This is a genomic window from Brevibacillus fluminis (assembly GCF_052072235.1).
GTDB classification, from domain to species: domain Bacteria; phylum Bacillota; class Bacilli; order Brevibacillales; family Brevibacillaceae; genus Brevibacillus_D; species Brevibacillus_D fluminis_A.
This window is the reverse complement of the sequence record NZ_CM125436.1, coordinates 5,755,676-5,771,619: the sequence shown is the minus strand read 5'-3', so window position 1 is coordinate 5,771,619 and position 15,944 is coordinate 5,755,676. Positions and strand designations below refer to the sequence as shown.

13 protein-coding genes are annotated in these 15,944 nt (G+C 50.4%); 10 read left to right on the top strand and 3 right to left on the bottom strand.

Annotated features, from left to right (window positions below; all coding sequences use genetic code 11):
- The first annotated feature begins 95 nt into the window (after positions 1 to 95).
- The 4 genes from ACTID9_RS28065 (at position 96) to ACTID9_RS28050 (ending at position 3,820) form a co-directional block, all read left to right on the top strand.
- Positions 96 to 1,046: an ABC transporter permease gene (locus ACTID9_RS28065; RefSeq protein ID WP_441068852.1), complete on the top strand. Its 951-nt coding sequence runs from the start codon at positions 96 to 98 to the stop codon at positions 1,044 to 1,046.
- Positions 1,046 to 1,990 (top strand): iron chelate uptake ABC transporter family permease subunit, encoded by a 945-nt coding sequence (locus tag ACTID9_RS28060; protein WP_441068850.1) that lies wholly within the window; start codon positions 1,046 to 1,048, stop codon positions 1,988 to 1,990. Before ACTID9_RS28065 ends, ACTID9_RS28060 begins: the two co-directional genes overlap by 1 nt.
- A complete protein-coding gene (locus tag ACTID9_RS28055) occupies positions 1,984 to 2,742 on the top strand; it encodes an iron ABC transporter ATP-binding protein (protein WP_441068848.1) in 759 nt (252 codons plus the stop codon). The genes ACTID9_RS28060 and ACTID9_RS28055 overlap by 7 nt, the downstream gene beginning before the upstream one ends.
- A 97-nt stretch (positions 2,743 to 2,839) precedes the next feature.
- Positions 2,840 to 3,820 carry a siderophore ABC transporter substrate-binding protein gene (locus tag ACTID9_RS28050; protein ID WP_441068846.1) on the top strand — a complete coding sequence of 327 codons (981 nt, stop codon included), beginning with the start codon at positions 2,840 to 2,842 and terminating at the stop codon, positions 3,818 to 3,820.
- 79 nt (positions 3,821 to 3,899) lie between these two features.
- Here the strand turns inward: ACTID9_RS28050 and ACTID9_RS28045 are convergent, their stop codons facing one another.
- On the bottom strand, positions 3,900 to 4,385 hold the full coding sequence (locus tag ACTID9_RS28045; protein ID WP_441068844.1) for a hypothetical protein: 486 nt from the start codon (positions 4,383 to 4,385) through the stop codon (positions 3,900 to 3,902).
- Positions 4,386 to 4,584: 199 nt separating this feature from the next.
- Between ACTID9_RS28045 and ACTID9_RS28040 the strand changes: the two genes are divergently transcribed.
- Positions 4,585 to 5,835 carry a multidrug effflux MFS transporter gene (locus tag ACTID9_RS28040; protein WP_441068842.1) on the top strand — a complete coding sequence of 417 codons (1,251 nt, stop codon included), beginning with the start codon at positions 4,585 to 4,587 and terminating at the stop codon, positions 5,833 to 5,835.
- A gap of 51 nt (positions 5,836 to 5,886) precedes the next feature.
- Here ACTID9_RS28040 and helD read toward each other — a convergent pair whose 3' ends face one another.
- The gene (gene helD / locus ACTID9_RS28035; protein WP_441068840.1) at positions 5,887 to 8,238 is read right to left on the bottom strand and encodes an RNA polymerase recycling motor HelD; all 2,352 of its coding nucleotides are present in this window, start codon (positions 8,236 to 8,238) and stop codon (positions 5,887 to 5,889) included.
- A gap of 483 nt (positions 8,239 to 8,721) precedes the next feature.
- Between helD and ACTID9_RS28030 the strand changes: the two genes are divergently transcribed.
- The 4 genes from ACTID9_RS28030 to ACTID9_RS28015 all read left to right on the top strand — a co-directional run bounded on the left by ACTID9_RS28030 (position 8,722) and on the right by ACTID9_RS28015 (position 13,988).
- The gene (locus tag ACTID9_RS28030) at positions 8,722 to 10,113 is read left to right on the top strand and encodes a DEAD/DEAH box helicase (protein ID WP_441068838.1); all 1,392 of its coding nucleotides are present in this window, start codon (positions 8,722 to 8,724) and stop codon (positions 10,111 to 10,113) included.
- Positions 10,114 to 10,420: 307 nt separating this feature from the next.
- The gene (locus tag ACTID9_RS28025; protein WP_441068836.1) at positions 10,421 to 11,632 is read left to right on the top strand and encodes a DUF917 domain-containing protein; all 1,212 of its coding nucleotides are present in this window, start codon (positions 10,421 to 10,423) and stop codon (positions 11,630 to 11,632) included.
- A gap of 158 nt (positions 11,633 to 11,790) precedes the next feature.
- A complete protein-coding gene (recQ, locus tag ACTID9_RS28020) occupies positions 11,791 to 13,581 on the top strand; it encodes a DNA helicase RecQ (RefSeq protein WP_441068834.1) in 1,791 nt (596 codons plus the stop codon).
- Between the two features lie 191 nt (positions 13,582 to 13,772).
- Positions 13,773 to 13,988, top strand: coding sequence for a hypothetical protein (locus ACTID9_RS28015; RefSeq protein ID WP_441068832.1), 216 nt, complete (start codon positions 13,773 to 13,775; stop codon positions 13,986 to 13,988).
- Positions 13,989 to 14,250: 262 nt separating this feature from the next.
- On the opposite strand, the gene ACTID9_RS28010 is transcribed toward ACTID9_RS28015, so the two are convergent.
- Positions 14,251 to 14,427 carry a hypothetical protein gene (locus ACTID9_RS28010; protein ID WP_441068830.1) on the bottom strand — a complete coding sequence of 59 codons (177 nt, stop codon included), beginning with the start codon at positions 14,425 to 14,427 and terminating at the stop codon, positions 14,251 to 14,253.
- A 498-nt stretch (positions 14,428 to 14,925) separates the two neighbouring features.
- On the opposite strand from ACTID9_RS28010, the gene qoxA reads away from it, so the two are divergent.
- Complete coding sequence (gene qoxA / locus ACTID9_RS28005) at positions 14,926 to 15,927, top strand: cytochrome aa3 quinol oxidase subunit II (RefSeq protein ID WP_441068828.1); 1,002 nt, start codon at positions 14,926 to 14,928, stop codon at positions 15,925 to 15,927.
- Positions 15,928 to 15,944: the final 17 nt, after the last annotated feature.

Genomic DNA, 15,944 nt, shown 5'->3' with positions numbered 1-15,944 from the left:
CATGATTATAATCATAACTGTCGGTTTATATGATAATGAGAATCATTACCGAATAGAAATTCATTCCTCTGGATGAGGAGAAGTAAGGAAGAGCTATGAAAACAAGATATTTGGTTCCGCTCCTGATTCTTTTATCTCTGATTTCGCTGTTTATCGGTGTGAAGGACATATCCCCGCTCGATTTGTTCAATTTGAGTGAGGATAAGACACAGGTTTTGTGGATCAGTAGAATTCCGCGATTGATCAGCATCGTGATTGCCGGAGTGAGCATGAGCGTGATCGGATTGATCATGCAGCAGCTGACCCGGAACAAATTCGTTTCTCCGACGACAGCCGGAACGATGGATTCGGCCCGCTTCGGGATCTTGATCGCCATGCTGCTTTTCACCAGCGCGACGACGATCCAAAAAATTACCGTCGCCTTTATTTTCGCGCTGTTGGGAACATTCGTATTTATGAAAATCCTCGATCGCATCAAGTTCAAAGACACGATTTTCATTCCGCTGGTCGGGCTGATGTATGGGAATGTCGTCGGTTCCATCACCACTTTTTTTGCTTACAAGTATGACCTGATTCAAAACATGTCTTCCTGGCTGCAGGGCGATTTTTCCATGATTCTCAAGGGGCGCTATGAGCTGCTGTATATCAGCATCCCGCTGCTGGTCATTTCGTATCTGTATGCCGATCGGTTTACGGTGGCCGGGATGGGAGAGGAGTTTTCGGTCAATTTGGGGCTGAACTACAAGCTTGTCGTCAATATCGGCCTTGTGCTGGTCGCGCTCGTCTCTTCTGTCGTCATTTTAACCGTAGGGACGATCCCGTTCCTCGGGCTGATCATTCCGAACATCGTCACGCTGTACCAAGGCGATAACCTGAAAAAAACCCTTTCACATACCGCATTGCTGGGAGCTATCTTCGTCCTCTTTTGCGACATACTGGGCCGCATCATCATTTATCCATACGAGGTCCCGATCGGTCTGACCGTCGGCGTCATCGGAAGCGGCATTTTCATTTTCTTACTCATGAAAAGAAAGGCATATGCGTGATGAAAACGAAGATTTGGATTCTTGTCGGCATTGCCGTGGCTTTGATCGCGACCTTCCTGTTGATCAATGCAAACGGAAACTGGGACTATGTGCTGCCGCGGCGGACGAAGAAAATAGTGGCGATGATTCTTACCGGCGGTGCCATCGCCTTTTCCACCATGGTGTTTCAAACCATTACGAACAACCGGATTTTGACCCCGAGCATCATCGGGCTGGATTCGCTCTATCTCTTTTTCCAGACGTTTGTCATCTTTGTCTTTGGTTCGGCCAGCATCACGATGTACAACAGCCACCTTAATTTCATTTTGTCGGTTGCGCTGATGGTGCTGTTTTCAGGACTTTTGTTCAAAATTTTGTTCCGGCGAGAAGGGCAAAACATTTACTTCCTGCTGTTGATCGGCTTGATTATGGGGACCTTGTTTCAGAGCATGGCGACCTTTATGGAGGTGCTGATCGACCCCAACGAGTTCAGTTCGCTGCAAGGCAAGATGTTCGCCAGCTTCAATAACATCAATACCAACATTTTGGCGATTGCCGCAGTCGGTATGCTGGGCACCACGCTTTACTTCATGCGGTATGCCAAATATCTCGATGTGCTGGCGCTCGGTCGGGAGCAGGCTGTCAATTTGGGGGTCAATTATGACCATGTCGTCAAGCGGCTCTTGATCGTCATCACCATCCTTGTTTCGATCGCGACGGCGCTTGTCGGCCCGATCACATTCCTGGGGCTGCTGGTCGCCAACGTTGCGCATCAACTCCTGAAAACGTATCGGCACAACGCTTTGATTCTCTGTTCCATCCTGGTCAGCATCATCGCTTTGGTTGGAGGGCAGCTGATTGTCGAAAGAGTGTTCACCTTCGCAACAACGCTGAGCGTCATTGTCAATTTTGTAGGCGGTGTTTACTTTATCTACCTTTTGTTAAAGGAGAATCAATCATGGTAGAGGTCAAACATGTTTCCAAAAAATACGGCAGCAAATATGTGATCGAAGATGTGTCGCTCACGATCGCCAAGGGCAAAATTACGTCCTTCATCGGGCCAAACGGTGCGGGGAAAAGCACGCTGCTCTCCATGATCAGCCGTCTGATCACAAAAGACAGCGGCAGCATTCGCTTGGAAGGCCAGGAAATCTCCGCGTGCAAAAGCAGCGAGCTGGCCAAAAAGATTTCCATCCTGAAGCAGTCCAACCACATCACGCTCCGTCTTACCATCCGTGAGCTTGTGCGCTTCGGCCGCTTCCCGTATTCGCAAGGCAAGCTGACGAAAGAGGATACGCGCTATGTCGACGCTGCGATCCGCTACATAGAGCTGGAAGACATTCAGCACAAGTATTTGGACGAATTGAGCGGCGGGCAAAGGCAGCGCGCGTACATTGCGATGGTCATGGCCCAGGATACGGAATATATCCTGCTCGACGAACCGTTGAACAATCTCGACATGAAGCACTCGGTGCAAATCATGAAGGTGCTGCGCCGTCTGGTCGATGAGCTGGGCAAAACGATCGTCATCGTGATTCACGACATCAATTTCGCCTCTTGCTATTCCGACTATATCGTCGCGCTCAAAGACGGCAAGATCGTGCAGGAAGGGCCGACAGAAGAGATCATCGCTTCTCCGGTTTTGAAAGAGGTCTACGATATGGACATCCAGATCGAGGAGATCGACGAAAAAAAGATTTGCGTCTACTTTTCGTAAAGCGTCATGCAAGCCTGGTTGAAGTTAGCAGAGTAGCCGGCTAGCAGGCTGTTCCGCTAATTTTACAACAACAATACTTTTATTGAGGTGAATCAAAGTGAATAAAAAAATGCTCCTATTCATCGTAATGGTTGCTATGGCAATCATCGCGGCAGCATGCGGCTCTGGCACCAATGGCGCACAAGCGCCGGCAGCGCAAACAGAAGCCCCAAAAGAGGCGGCAACACCAGCACCGGAAGAATTGACGATCAAGCATAAATTGGGTGAAGCCAAACTGAAAAAGAACCCGCAAAAAGTCGTTGTATTCGATTACGGTGTTCTCGACTCTCTGGATAAGCTGGGCGTGGAAGTAACAAGCGTCCCGCAAAGCAGCTTGCCAAGCTACCTGGAAAAGTACAAGGACAGCAAGTATGTCAATGCAGGTACATTGTTTGAACCGGATTTTGAGAAATTGAACGAGATCAAGCCGGATGTCATTTTCATCTCCGGCCGTGCACAAGACAAGTATGAAGAGTTGAACAAAATCGCGCCAACCATCTTCCTCGCCGTAGACACGACCAAGTATATGGACTCGTTTGCAGCAAACATGAAAACGCTGGGCGAAATTTTCGGCAAAGAAAAAGAAGTGGATGCGGAACTGGCGAAAATCAACGACGAGATCAAAGCGGTTCACGATAAAGCCGCTGCAAGCGGAAAAGCGCTGGTTGTTCTCGCGAATGAAGGCAAGATCAGCGCGTATGGCGCAGGCTCCCGTTTTGGAATCATCCATGATGTACTCGGATTTGCGCAATCCGATGAAAAAATCGAGGCATCCACGCATGGCCAAAGCGTTACGGCAGAATATATCGCAGAGAAAAACCCGGATTACCTCTTCGTCATCGATCGCGGAGCAGCAGTCAAGTCCGATAAGAGCGCGCCATCCGGCAAGCAAACGATTGAAAACGATTTGACCAAAAAAACAAATGCAGCGAAAAACGGCCGCATCGTCTACCTTGATCCGAACTATTGGTACCTGTCCGGCGGCGGACTGATCTCGGTCGCGGAAATGGTGAAAGAAATTTCTGCAGGTATTAAATAGAAGAAAGGCAAAAAAAAGAACCCTTTTCATGCATGCGAGTGCGATGGGAAGGGTTTTTGCGCCAAAAGTCAGGCTTGACCTAATCGTAGGAAAGCTCTTCGTTGGCAACATTCTTTTTGGCGCTGAATGCAAGCAGTTTGCCAAACTGTGTCTCCAGCTTCTGGCACATCCACAATACAGCGATCAAGCCAGCGAGTGTTACGCTAAGGGAGAGCGGAAAGAGCCACATCATCGTAGGGTGAGCAAAGAAGGGGATGACCGCGACAGCAAGGACGGGGGCAGCCGTAATTTTATAATAAAGGATCAGCGAGATCGTAATCAGGCTGGCAAACAAAAAGGAAAACACGCCTGGATCGATGAAAAAGAAGATGCTTCCGATCAGAGAAGCGGCAATGGCAGCAGCGCTGATGGTGAACAATTCCTTCATTTGATTGACGCGGCTCATGAAAAAGAATGCGATTGCCGCCAAGGTTGGAAAGAAAAACATTTTCAGCATGGGATTTACGGAAGATAGCCAGTAAGCGAGCGCAAGATAAAAACAAACAGCGATAGGTTTCAATGTCATTTGATCGTATTTCCTTCTATTTTGATAGGAGCAATATGTAATGAATCACAGAAGATTTTACAGGGATGCCCGGATGCTGTCAATTGAATTCGTTATCGAATGTTGGAGCGTTTGACAGGAAAATAAACTTGACGAAACAACTTTTGTGTAACTAAAATAGTTACACCATTGATAGAGAGAAGGAAGGGGAGGAAAAACCATGAGCAATCTTGCGGATGGAATCGAGGCCGCATCCGTTGCGACAGCCCGTTCCCGCAGGCTGTGGATGGCGATCATTTTGGGTTCGCTGTCTGCATTCGGACCGCTTTCGCTCGATATGTATTTGCCAGCTTTCCCGGTGATTGCCGACGAGCTGCACACCAGCGCTTCGCTCGTGCAGTTCAGCTTGACGGCATGCTTGCTGGGGCTGGCGCTTGGACAGCTGTTCGCGGGGCCGATCAGCGATGTGCGCGGCCGCCGGAAACCGCTGTTGATCGGACTGATCGTTTACGCCGCTGCATCGCTGCTGTGCGCATTCGCACCGTCGATTTGGAGCCTGATTTTGCTGCGGTTCGTTCAAGGCGCTGCCGGTTCGGCCGGAATCGTCATTTCACGCGCGGTTGTCCGCGACATGTATTCAGGATCGGAATTGACCAAGTTTTTCTCCCTCTTGATGCTGATTAACGGGGCAGCGCCTATTCTGGCCCCGATCGCCGGGGGCCAACTGCTGCGGGTGACCCCGTGGGAGGGCGTATTTTACGTATTGTGCCTGATCGGCCTGCTGATGTTTTTTGTCGTATTGTTTGGGCTGCCGGAAACATTGCCCGCCGCCAGCCGTTCCAAAGGCGGTCTTACCAATACGCTGCGCACGTTCAAAGGCTTGCTCGGCGACCGGCTTTTCATGGGCTATGCATTGTCCCAGGGGCTTGTTTCAGCCGCGATGTTCGCGTATATTTCCGGGTCGCCCTTTGTGCTGCAAGACTATTTCGGCGTATCTGCCCAGACGTTCAGCTTGATGTTCGCCATCAATGGCGTGGGAATCATCATTGCGGGCCAGGTGACGGGACGGTTAGCCGGCCGGATCAGCGAAACCAAGCTCTTGGTCACCGGTCTCACGCTGGCTGCTGTCGGCGGTGTTACGTTGCTCATTACGATCCTGACCGGTGCCAGCCTGGCGGTCTTCTTGCCGCCGCTGTTTGTAGTCGTTTCGTGCGTTGGGATCGTATCGACCACAAGCTTTGCCTTGTCGATGCAAAGCCAGGGTAAAAATGCGGGAAGCGCATCCGCGCTCATTGGCGTGCTTTCCTTTATTTTCGGCGGACTGGTCGCTCCGCTTGTAGGGATCGGCGGAAGCCATACGGCAGTACCGATGGGCGTCGTCATCGCAATCGCCGATGTCGGCGCGATTCTCTGCTACTTCCTTATGGTTCATCGCAAAAAGGCAACTGCCGCCACTCGTGCCCAAGCATAGCGAAAAAGCCGTCAGAGGCTAGGAATCCTTGCCTCTGGCGGCTTTTTGCCGTTACTGTTCGCGAACGTAACATTCGCTCGGAAGCGCTTCAAGAAACGGGCTTATTTGACCCAGCGAGCAGAGATGCAGCTCATGCATGGCGCGCGTGCACGCGGTGTAAAAAAGCTTCCGCTCCTCCTCGCGGCTGTATTGCGCAGCGGATGCGTCATAGATGATCACGGCATCGAATTCCACTCCCTTCGCCAGATAAGCGGGGATGACAAGCGTACCTGGCTCAAAGGACACGGTTTCCTTCTCAATCAATCGGATCGGCAGTTCGCGTGCCAAGAGATCATATGCCGCTTGGCTTTCCTGCGCGGTTTTGCCGATCACCGCGATGGTCCGATGACCGGACTTTTGCAGCGCCAAAATCCGCTCTTTGATTTTGGCCGCATGTTCTTCAGGCGATGCGGTTACAGTCAGCGTCGGCTTTTGACCATCCCGGTTGAATGGCTCAATCGCTTCCCCTCCATCGATCAATCTTCTCGTCAGCTCGACGATCGGGCGGGTAGAGCGGTAGCTTCGCGTCAAAATGATGGTCTCTGTCTCATCGGCGCCAAAGAACGTGGAAAATTGATCGAGGCTGGCATCAGCCCGCACATGCGCATAGATCGCTTGATTCAGATCGCCCAAAACAGTCATTTTCGCGTAAGGAAACAGTTTTTTGAGAAAGGCGAACTGAAAAGGCGAATAATCTTGCGCTTCATCGATGAATACGTGTCTGACCGAGGTGTTGGTATGAAAGCCCTCGATTCTTTCTTTCAAATACAAATAAGGCGTCGCGTCCTCATAGGCGAGCTGGGCTTTGCCCAGTTTTTCTAGCGTGTGTGAACAGATCGCATCCCATTGAACAGGTGCAGCCTCGACAGCCACAGTGGATTGTTCGGACTTGGCAAGCGTAAACAACTGCTGATACACAGCCGGCATGTCAATGAAGCCAAGCCGCTTTACCTCGGTCCCGATCGGCGCAAAATGCTCGTTGATGACAGAGGCCGCAAGCAGCTTCCGTTCCATTTCATAGTCGTCAAACGTTGCGCCGGACATGCGTTTTTTCTTTTGCAGCTGTTTGTAGACACGGTGAAAATCTTCGTTATCCAAAAGCTCAAGCTCATCTTCGACCCATGGCTTATTGCGTTCCCGGCGGGCAATTTCTTTCAATTCGCCAAGCAGCCATTCCGCAAGCAGCCTCATGCGGTTCGGGATCGCAAGCGACGGATCAAGCGAATAGAACCGTTGGGCGATCGTGTCCGCAGCAATCAGCGTGCGATCACGAAAACGAATATCTTTAAATCGCATGTTTGCTTTGCCAAGCGTTTCGAGATAGCGGTCGATCGTCCGCATGAACGGAAGCGAGGCTTTATATTGAATCGCAGTAACGCGTGTTTTGTAATGTGGGTCGTGCATGGCGGTGTGAACATATTCAAGCTGGGTGAAAGGGTCCTCCAGCTCGAACGTACTGCCGAGCCGATGCTCGAGATATTCATGAAACGTCGTCTGCTGCATGTTTTTCTCGCCCAGCTCAGGCAGCACGGTAGAGATATAGCTGTTAAACAGCGGATTGGGTGAGAAAAGGACGATTTGTTCGGCTTGCAGCGTATCCCGGTAACGATACAGCAAATAAGCGACGCGTTGGAGCGCGGCTGATGTTTTGCCGCTGCCTGCCGCTCCCTGCACGATGAGCAGGCGGCTTCGTTCATTGCGGATGATCCGGTTTTGTTCGCGCTGAATGGTTGCGACGATGCTTTTCATCTGGGAATCCGATTGTTTGCCCAGCACTTCCTGCAGCAGCTCATCGCCGATTGTCACACCAGTGTCGAACATGCTGCGAATGTGTCCCTCTCGGATGATAAACTGGCGTTTCAGTTCCATCTTGCCGGAAATGGTGCCGCCGGGCGTCTCGTATTCCACCGGTCCAGGCGAATAATCGTAATAAAGGCTGGCGACAGGTGCACGCCAGTCGTATACAAGAAATTGCTCATCCTGGTCATCGAGAAGCGACGCGATGCCGAGGTAAATCTGTTCGGACGACACCTCGCCATCTTCAAGCAAGTCGATCCGACCGAAATAGGGGGAGAGCTTGAGCCGCTGAAGTGTTTTGAGCTGCTTTTGTGCGTGCCGATGAGTGCGTTCCCGCTCTGAAAGCACTTCCGCTTGCTGCTTCATGCTCGCGTATGTTTCCGCCGCTTCATGTGCGTCATCGAAATTGACGGTCACATCGTCCCAGAAATTCCGGCGGATTTCGACAATATCGGTTTTTATGTCGGTCACATTCTGCTGAAGCGTAATGATTTGATTGTCGATCTCAATCATTACCTGATCAAGCCGCGTCTGTTCCTGACGCAATTCTTGTCCGTCCGTGCTCACGGAATCACTCCTTTTCGTAATCAAAGGGTTTGACAACAGCTCATCCATTGTGGTACAATTATTTTGGATAGATACAGTCTGTTTAGATGGGCTGTAAGCGATCGTTTTCTAATTGTACCATAAGCAGGATGCTAATACTATAGCGTTTTTTTTCGCATGTAATAAAACGGAGCCGTTCATGACGCCTCCGTTTTTTTGTTGCGTAAAAAGGTGGTTGGCTGTGGAATGTGATCTATACAAGCACTGGCGGCCCAGGTGCATGAGTGATGATCACTGTCATCGCCGATGGCAGGCGGGTCGTTGCCTTTTGGCGATCAACTGCATGGGGGAATCCGCGTATGGGCAGCGATGTCTCGTTTCTAAGGATGCCGGATATAATCGAAAACGGAAACTGTGATATAATAAGCCAATCATTTCAAGGAACGTCCAAGCGAGACGGCAAGCCGTCTAAAGAGAGGGATCGCTTTTCATACGATGGATACGTTGAACAAATTTCAAAAGGTAGGGATTCGCACCGAGTTTGTCCATACGCTGCGCGATTATGGCATTCTCGAACCGACGCCGGTTCAGGATCGGACCATTCCGCTTGTTCTTGCCGGGCGCGATGTCATCGCGGAAGCCCAGACGGGGACGGGGAAAACATTGGCCTTTCTTTTGCCGATTCTGGAGAAGGTCGATCCGCAAAGCAAGCGGATTCAAGCGCTGATTGTGTCGCCGACGCGGGAGCTGGCTCTCCAAACCACGGCGGAGGCCAAAAAGCTGGTTGCCGATGTAGCGGACATCCATGTTCTGCCGGTGTATGGAGGCCATGATGTCGAACAGCAAATGAGGCAGTTGGAAGGCAGCGTCCATGTTGTGATCGGGACACCGGGGCGCTTGCTCGATCATTTGCGACGCGGCACGATCACTCTTTCCGATGTGAACATGCTGGTGCTCGACGAGGCGGACCAAATGCTGCACATGGGCTTTTTGGGTGAAGTCGAGCAACTGCTCGAAGCGACGCCCGCCACGCGGCAGACGATGCTGTTTTCCGCTACGCTGCCCGAGCCGATCCGCGAATTGGCGACCAAGTTCATGCGTTCGCCAGAGGAAGTTCAGGTACGGGGCAAAACCGTTACGGTGAAGGATATCAAGCAGGTCGTGGTGGAAACAACGGATCGGGCCAAGCAGTCCGCCTTGTGCAGCTTGATTGACATGTACCGCCCTTATTTGGCGATCATCTTTTGCCGCACGATTCGCCGGGCGAGCAAACTCAACGCAGCCCTGCAGGAGCGTGGGTACCATTCCGACGAGCTGCACGGCGATTTGTCGCAGGCCAAGCGGGAGCAAGTGATGCAGCGCTTCCGTGATGCCGACATCCAGCTGCTGGTCGCAACCGATGTCGCTGCCCGCGGGCTCGATGTCGATGGCGTTACGCACGTTTTCAATTACGACATTCCGCATGACGTGGAAAGCTACATTCACCGCATCGGGCGCACGGGCCGGGCAGGCGGAAAAGGGCTTGCCATCACGCTGGTGGCGCAAAAAGACCAGATGTTTTTGCAGCTGATTGAAGCGGGAATCGGGCAGTCGATCAAACGAAAAATGATGGATGGAATGCAGGAGATAGGCGATAACAAAGCCCGCACAAGCGGCAGATCGGCGGAGGCGGGCAACAAGCGGCAACGGCACGGCGGTCGGTCCGGTGAAGACAACGGACAAACGCGCACAAGCAGCAGACCGTACGGGAGCGACGGCAAAAGTTCTCGTCAAAAAGGCCAACTTTCCCCGCCTTCCAGACAAAGCAGAAATGTTGCTGGGAAACCTAATCAAAAACCAATGCAAGGCAGCGCTCGCCGGCCCGGTCGGAGTTCATCTCCAAAACGGGGACGCTAGCCTGCCAAACGGAAAAACCCGGGCTGCCGATGAGTGACAGCTCGGGTTTTTTATGAATGGCGTTATTCCTACATGGTCTGGTCCTTATCTGTGTGGTTGACCACCGGATTCGCATCGGTCTGTCTGGCATTGCCCGATTTCAGCTGTTTTGCTCCTCGAAGCTTGCCCTAAAATCGACACATTAGGAGAGAATCACACAAATTTCGATAATAATAGAAAAATTATGAAATCAATTACAGAATTTTTGTCGGAACCCATGTAAAATAGTAGGTGACGAGCCGTGTGTTACTAGCAGATACAAAATCCGATGAAATGGGTGACGTACATGCAGGAATGGGCAAAGGCAGAGCAAGTGGTTACGAGAGATGACTTGTGGAAGATCGTACTGGGAGCAGCGTTTTTCGGGAGCGGAGGAGGAGGCTCGATCGACGGAGGCAAACGATTGATCGAAGACATTCTCCAGCAAGGCAAACCGATCTCGATCATTTCGCCTTCACAGGTGAAGCCGCAGCAAATGGGCGCAGGAACTGCAATGTTGGGATCGCCTTCCGCATTAAAAAAAGCGACTGATTTAGGTTCTACCAAACTGGCATTGGATGAGCTTGAAAAAGCGATGCAGGTGACTTTTTCCTTCGTTATGCCGATGGAAGTCGGACCGGTCAACAGTTTGGTGCCGATTGGCGTAGCTGTCCGCAAAAATATACCGGTTGCCGATGTGGATGGGGCGGGCCGCGCTGTGCCTGAGCTGGAAAACACCACGTTTACCGCCGCGAACATTCCCGTTTCACCTACAGCTTTAGTAAACGCACCTTCTGCTGTTAATCCGCAGATCAAAACCATTTTGGAAATCGACACGTCTTCTATCAAAGGAAGCAGTGCGGCAACCAATATGGAAACATTGGCACGGTCGATCGTACAAGCATCCAACTTCGGTGAGATGGGCGGTTTGGCGACGTACCCGCTCAACGGAAGCCAGCTGTCAGGCGCAACGATTGCCAATACGCTGACGCTCGCACATTACGTCGGTGGAATCATCAGCCAAGCGGTCGATAGCCACCAGGACCCTTTGCCGAAAGTGCTTGCTTTCCTGCGCTCAATCGGTATGCCTTCTTACACATTTGGGACAGGCCGGGTCATCGAGGTTAAAAAGCCGTCCGGGCAAGGCGGTTTCGATGTCGGTTATGTCAAGGTGCAGAACCAATCGGGCGATGTGCTCGTCATCAACTATCAAAACGAAAGCTTGTTTGCGTATGTGAATACACCATCAAATATTTGGGCGATGGCACCTGACCTGATTTGTTACATGACGCCGACCGGTCCGCTGACGAATGTCGAGATCGAAGAAGGGCTGGTTGTAACCGTCGTCGGGTTGCCCGCAAATTATAAAATGAGGCAAACCGTGATCGTAGACAGCTTCCTCGACGTGCTCAAAACGCTGTGCGGCTACGATGGCCCGTACATTCCAATCGAAAAGCTGCATGCAACCGGAGTAGAAGAAACGGTAGAAAGCACGCAATAGGATGATAGACAGCAAGCGGCTGGACCAAAGAAAGGTCCGGTCGCTTTTGTTTTCGCAAAAAGGCGAGATTGGGACAAAATTCAAGGGAGTTGCTATTTTTCAAAGACGCTGTCATGTAGTAGGATGGGGAAAAGAGCAAAAGCAAGGGTGATACGATTTTGTTACAGAAAGCGGAGGATGTCCTGAAACGTTATTTTGGCTATCCGTCCTTTCGGGAGGGCCAAAAGAAAATCGTCGGCAGTCTGCTTGCAGGCAAAGACACGATCGGCATCATGCCTACAGGTGGCGGGAAATCGATTTGTTACCAGGTTCCCGCGCTGGTGCTCGACGGGGTTACGATCGTCGTGTCGCCGTTGATTTCGTTGATGAAAGACCAGGTCGACGCGCTGAACGGCATGGGGATTTCGGCTGCGCAGATCAACAGCTCGCTCGATCTGGGAGAAGTGCGGATGCGCCTTGCCAAAGCGCGCCAGGGAGAGTACAAGCTGTTATACATCGCTCCGGAGCGGCTGGAGTCAGACAGCTTCCGCGCCTTGCTCCAAGAGCTGCCGATCTCATTGATCGCGGTTGATGAGGCGCATTGCGTATCGCAGTGGGGCCATGATTTTCGCCCGAGCTATCTCGCTGTTGCGGACGCGATCCGGTCGCTTCCTGTCAGGCCGATTGTGGCGGCGCTGACCGCGACGGCTACACCTGAGGTCACAGAAGATATTCGCAAGCAGCTGTCGCTTATCGACGAGGAAGTATACATTACCGGCTTTGGCCGCGAGAATCTCATTTTGTCCGTGCGTAAAGGCGAAGACAAGCGTTCGTTTGTCCAAGAGTTTTTGGATGCCAACCGGCAGCAGGCGGGCATCATCTACGCCTCGACCCGGAAAGAGGTGGATGCACTGCACGATTTTTTGGCGGGTAGAGGATATTCGGTCACGAAATACCATGCGGGGCTGTCAGAAACCGAGCGCGCGCGCAACCAGGAAGCGTTCCTCTATGATGACATCCGAACGATGATCGCCACCAACGCATTCGGAATGGGGATCGACAAATCGAACGTGCGATATGTGATCCATTACAACATGCCCAAAAACTTGGAGGCTTACTATCAGGAGGCCGGTCGTGCCGGACGGGACGGGGAAATGAGCGAGTGCATCCTGCTTTTCCACCCGCAAGATATCCAAACCCAATCGTTTTTCATCGACCAAAATCAGCAGAGCGAAGATCGAAAGGCTTATGAATACAAAAAGCTGTACGCCATGATCGACTATTGCCGGACGCCAAGATGCCTGCAGCAATCGATCGTCCATTATTTCGGCGACCTGTCAGCCCCTGTCTGCGGCCGATGCGGCAATTGCACGGACACGACAGAGCCGGTCGACATCACCGTTGAGGCGCAAAAAATCTTTTCCTGTGTGAAGCGGATGGGAGAGCGATTCGGGGTCGCATTGATCGCGCAAGTTCTCAAAGCGTCGAAAAACAAAAAGGTGAGCCAGTTTGGCTTTGACAAGCTTCCTACCTATGGCTTAATGAAGGATTTCACCGAAAAGGAAATCGCTGATATGATTCATCTTTTGATCGCGGATGGATATTTGGGCGTAACCGAGAGCAAATTCCCGGTCGTGACCCTTGCACAAAGAGCGATCCCCGTTTTGAAGGGCGAAGAGAAAGTATGGCAAAAGGTCATGCTGAGACCGGTCAAGCAGCAGGTTGAAGACGGTTTGTTCGAGCGTCTGCGCGATCTGCGCAAAACGATTTCGCAGCAGGCCGGTGTTCCGCCTTATGTAATTTTCCACGATAGCACCTTGCGCGAGCTGTGCAATGTGAACCCGCAAGACAAGCGTGCGATGCTTACCGTAAAAGGTGTCGGGGAAGCGAAGTTCGAAAAATACGGACAAGCATTCCTGGAATGTCTGCAAAACTATGCCGAGGAGAAGGCGTCGGCTCCGATCAAGTAATCGATTGGGAGCCGATGGAAGCCGCTCTTCGGCTTCTTTTTTTGGGGGCCAAACTGAATTGTGTTTTAACGTAAGGTGATTTTGTGAATACTTTTAAACAAATAATTGAACAAAATGTGAACATCATCCAAGAAGTGTGGTAATATAGTAAAAGGAAGAAAAATCCATTTTCTGCGAAGGAGTTATTTTACATGCAAAATGACGGGTTGAAAGCCTCCGAGATGCTCCGCTGGTTCGCATGGATCGCGATTGGAATCGGTTCGTTATTGCTCATCGGAAGTGCAAGCGATTTCAGCTCCTCGAATCTTCCTTTCATGGTGTCCATCGGCTTCCTGATCGCTGGTGTGAACATTTTCGTGCTCAGCACCGCCTTCAAATTGCTGATCATCCGGACAGAAGACAACTAAACATTGATCCTTCACAAGTGTTCCACGCAACGTATGGGAAGTCTGCCAAAATATAGGCGGGCTTTTTTATTTTGTACAGTAATCACAAAGTGACAAAACGAACGACCCTTTCACAAATGTGACACAAAGGTAAAAAGTAACAACAGCGCAGCCAATAGGATGTCGAAAGAAATTATGACAAATTTATAATAAAAATTTGAATAAAAATTGAACAACAAGTGAAAATTGTGTTACAATGTGTTCATAAGAAAAAAACGAAAATTTAAGCGGACAAGGGGTCTTGCATGATGAATAACGAAAGAAAAGCAGCAGACATGTTGAAATGGATGGCTTGGACAGTAGGAATCATCGGTGCTTTGTTAATGGCTTTCAGTGTAAGCGATTTCAGATCGAGCAACTTTCCATTGATGGTGTCGATCGGCTTCTTGATCGCAGGCATGAATATCTTCATCTTAAGCACAGTATTCCGTTTGATGACACTCAAACACAAAGAAGTGTAGGGAACAGCATGAAAAACATACGATAGAGCCTCCCGCTGCGCAGCCAAAAATGGGAGGCTCTTTTTATATGGAAGGAACGCTTTGTGACGAATCGACCTGGCATGCACGCACGCATGCCGGGTTTTTTGTTTTGCAGGCAAATCGATCTGGATGTGAACGGAAAGTCCTTTAAAAATAGTTGGGTATTGAAACCAGTAATGGATTCGATTGTTCATCGGAGGAGATTCGTAACAATATTATGATCAACTCGTGACCGACTCGTGAACACTTTGTAACAAAAAAGCTACGAAATAATGAACGTAGCAAAAAAGCGGTTCAAAAAAACTACGGCTCTGATACCATGTAGAGGCGGTAGTAACTCGTGTTTATCTATATTGAAATTACGCCACGGCTTGTAATGCTTTTGCAGTTGTTGGGAAAGAGGAGGGACTAGGAGAATGAGTGGAAGAAAAATGCTGAGACAAATCTCTTTTTGGGTCTTGGCAGTGCTGGCAAGCGTCCTGTTGTCGGGGTGCGGAAGTGAGTATGTTGTCCTGAATCCGAAAGGACCGGTAGCCGAGACACAGTACAATCTGATCGTCATTTCAACGATCTTGTGCGCAATCATCATCATTCCGGTATTTGTCATCACGGCTTTTATCATTTATCGATACCGCGATACAAAGGACAACAAGGCCCCATACAAACCTCAATGGGCGCATAATACAGCGCTCGAGGTAATCTGGTGGAGCATTCCGGTCGTCGTTATTGCGATTTTGGGTTACTTTACAGCTCGCGACACGTACGCTTTGGTCGAGTCGCCAAATAAGGAAGTGAAACCGATCACGATTCAGGTTACTTCGTTGGATTGGAAGTGGATGTTCACTTACCCTGAACAAAACATTGCAACTGTCAACTATTTGGAAATTCCGGCTGGCGTTCCTGTTCAATTTCGTTTGTCCGCAGATGGCCCGATGAACTCGTTCTGGGTACCGGAGCTGGGCGGTCAAATTTATGCGATGTCCGGTATGGCAACCAAAATGTACTTGCAAGCTGACAAACCAGGCGAGTATGAAGGATTGGGCGCCAACTTTACCGGTAAAGATTTTGCCCATATGCAGTTCAAGGTAATTGCCAAGCCGCAAGCAGAATTCGATCAATGGGTGAAGGAAGCGAAAAGCTCCAACAATCCTGTTATGACCAAGCAAGATTATGAACAGCTCAGAAAGCCTGGCTTGTCTGATGTGAAGACATATTCTGCTTTCCCGAAAGGTCTGTTTGAAGAAATCGTGATGAAATATAGCCATGGTCATGATGGCCATATGAGTCAAGAGCAGTCTGCAGGCGATCAAAAAGCTGAAGGCAGTGCAAGTGAAGCCCATCAAATGCCCGGCATGGATATGAGTCAGATGCCTGGTATGGATATGAGTCAGATGCCTGGTATGGACATGAGTAAGTAGTAAGGGGAGGAGGAATA

What these genes read in the sequence shown, in the direction of transcription:
- ACTID9_RS28065 (WP_441068852.1), top strand. Translation starts at nt 96, where the DNA reads ATGAAAACAAGATATTTGGTTCCGCTCCTGATTCTTTTATCTCTGATT.
- ACTID9_RS28025 (WP_441068836.1), top strand. Translation starts at nt 10,421, where the DNA reads ATGAAATGGGTGACGTACATGCAGGAATGGGCAAAGGCAGAGCAAGTG.
- qoxA (WP_441068828.1), top strand. Translation starts at nt 14,926, where the DNA reads ATGAGTGGAAGAAAAATGCTGAGACAAATCTCTTTTTGGGTCTTGGCA.
- ACTID9_RS28055 (WP_441068848.1), top strand. Translation starts at nt 1,984, where the DNA reads ATGGTAGAGGTCAAACATGTTTCCAAAAAATACGGCAGCAAATATGTG.
- ACTID9_RS28040 (WP_441068842.1), top strand. Translation starts at nt 4,585, where the DNA reads ATGAGCAATCTTGCGGATGGAATCGAGGCCGCATCCGTTGCGACAGCC.
- ACTID9_RS28010 (WP_441068830.1), bottom strand. Translation starts at nt 14,427, where the DNA reads ATGCCTGCGATCAAGAAGCCGATCGACACCATCAATGGAAAGTTGCTC.
- ACTID9_RS28015 (WP_441068832.1), top strand. Translation starts at nt 13,773, where the DNA reads ATGCAAAATGACGGGTTGAAAGCCTCCGAGATGCTCCGCTGGTTCGCA.
- ACTID9_RS28060 (WP_441068850.1), top strand. Translation starts at nt 1,046, where the DNA reads ATGAAAACGAAGATTTGGATTCTTGTCGGCATTGCCGTGGCTTTGATC.
- ACTID9_RS28045 (WP_441068844.1), bottom strand. Translation starts at nt 4,385, where the DNA reads ATGACATTGAAACCTATCGCTGTTTGTTTTTATCTTGCGCTCGCTTAC.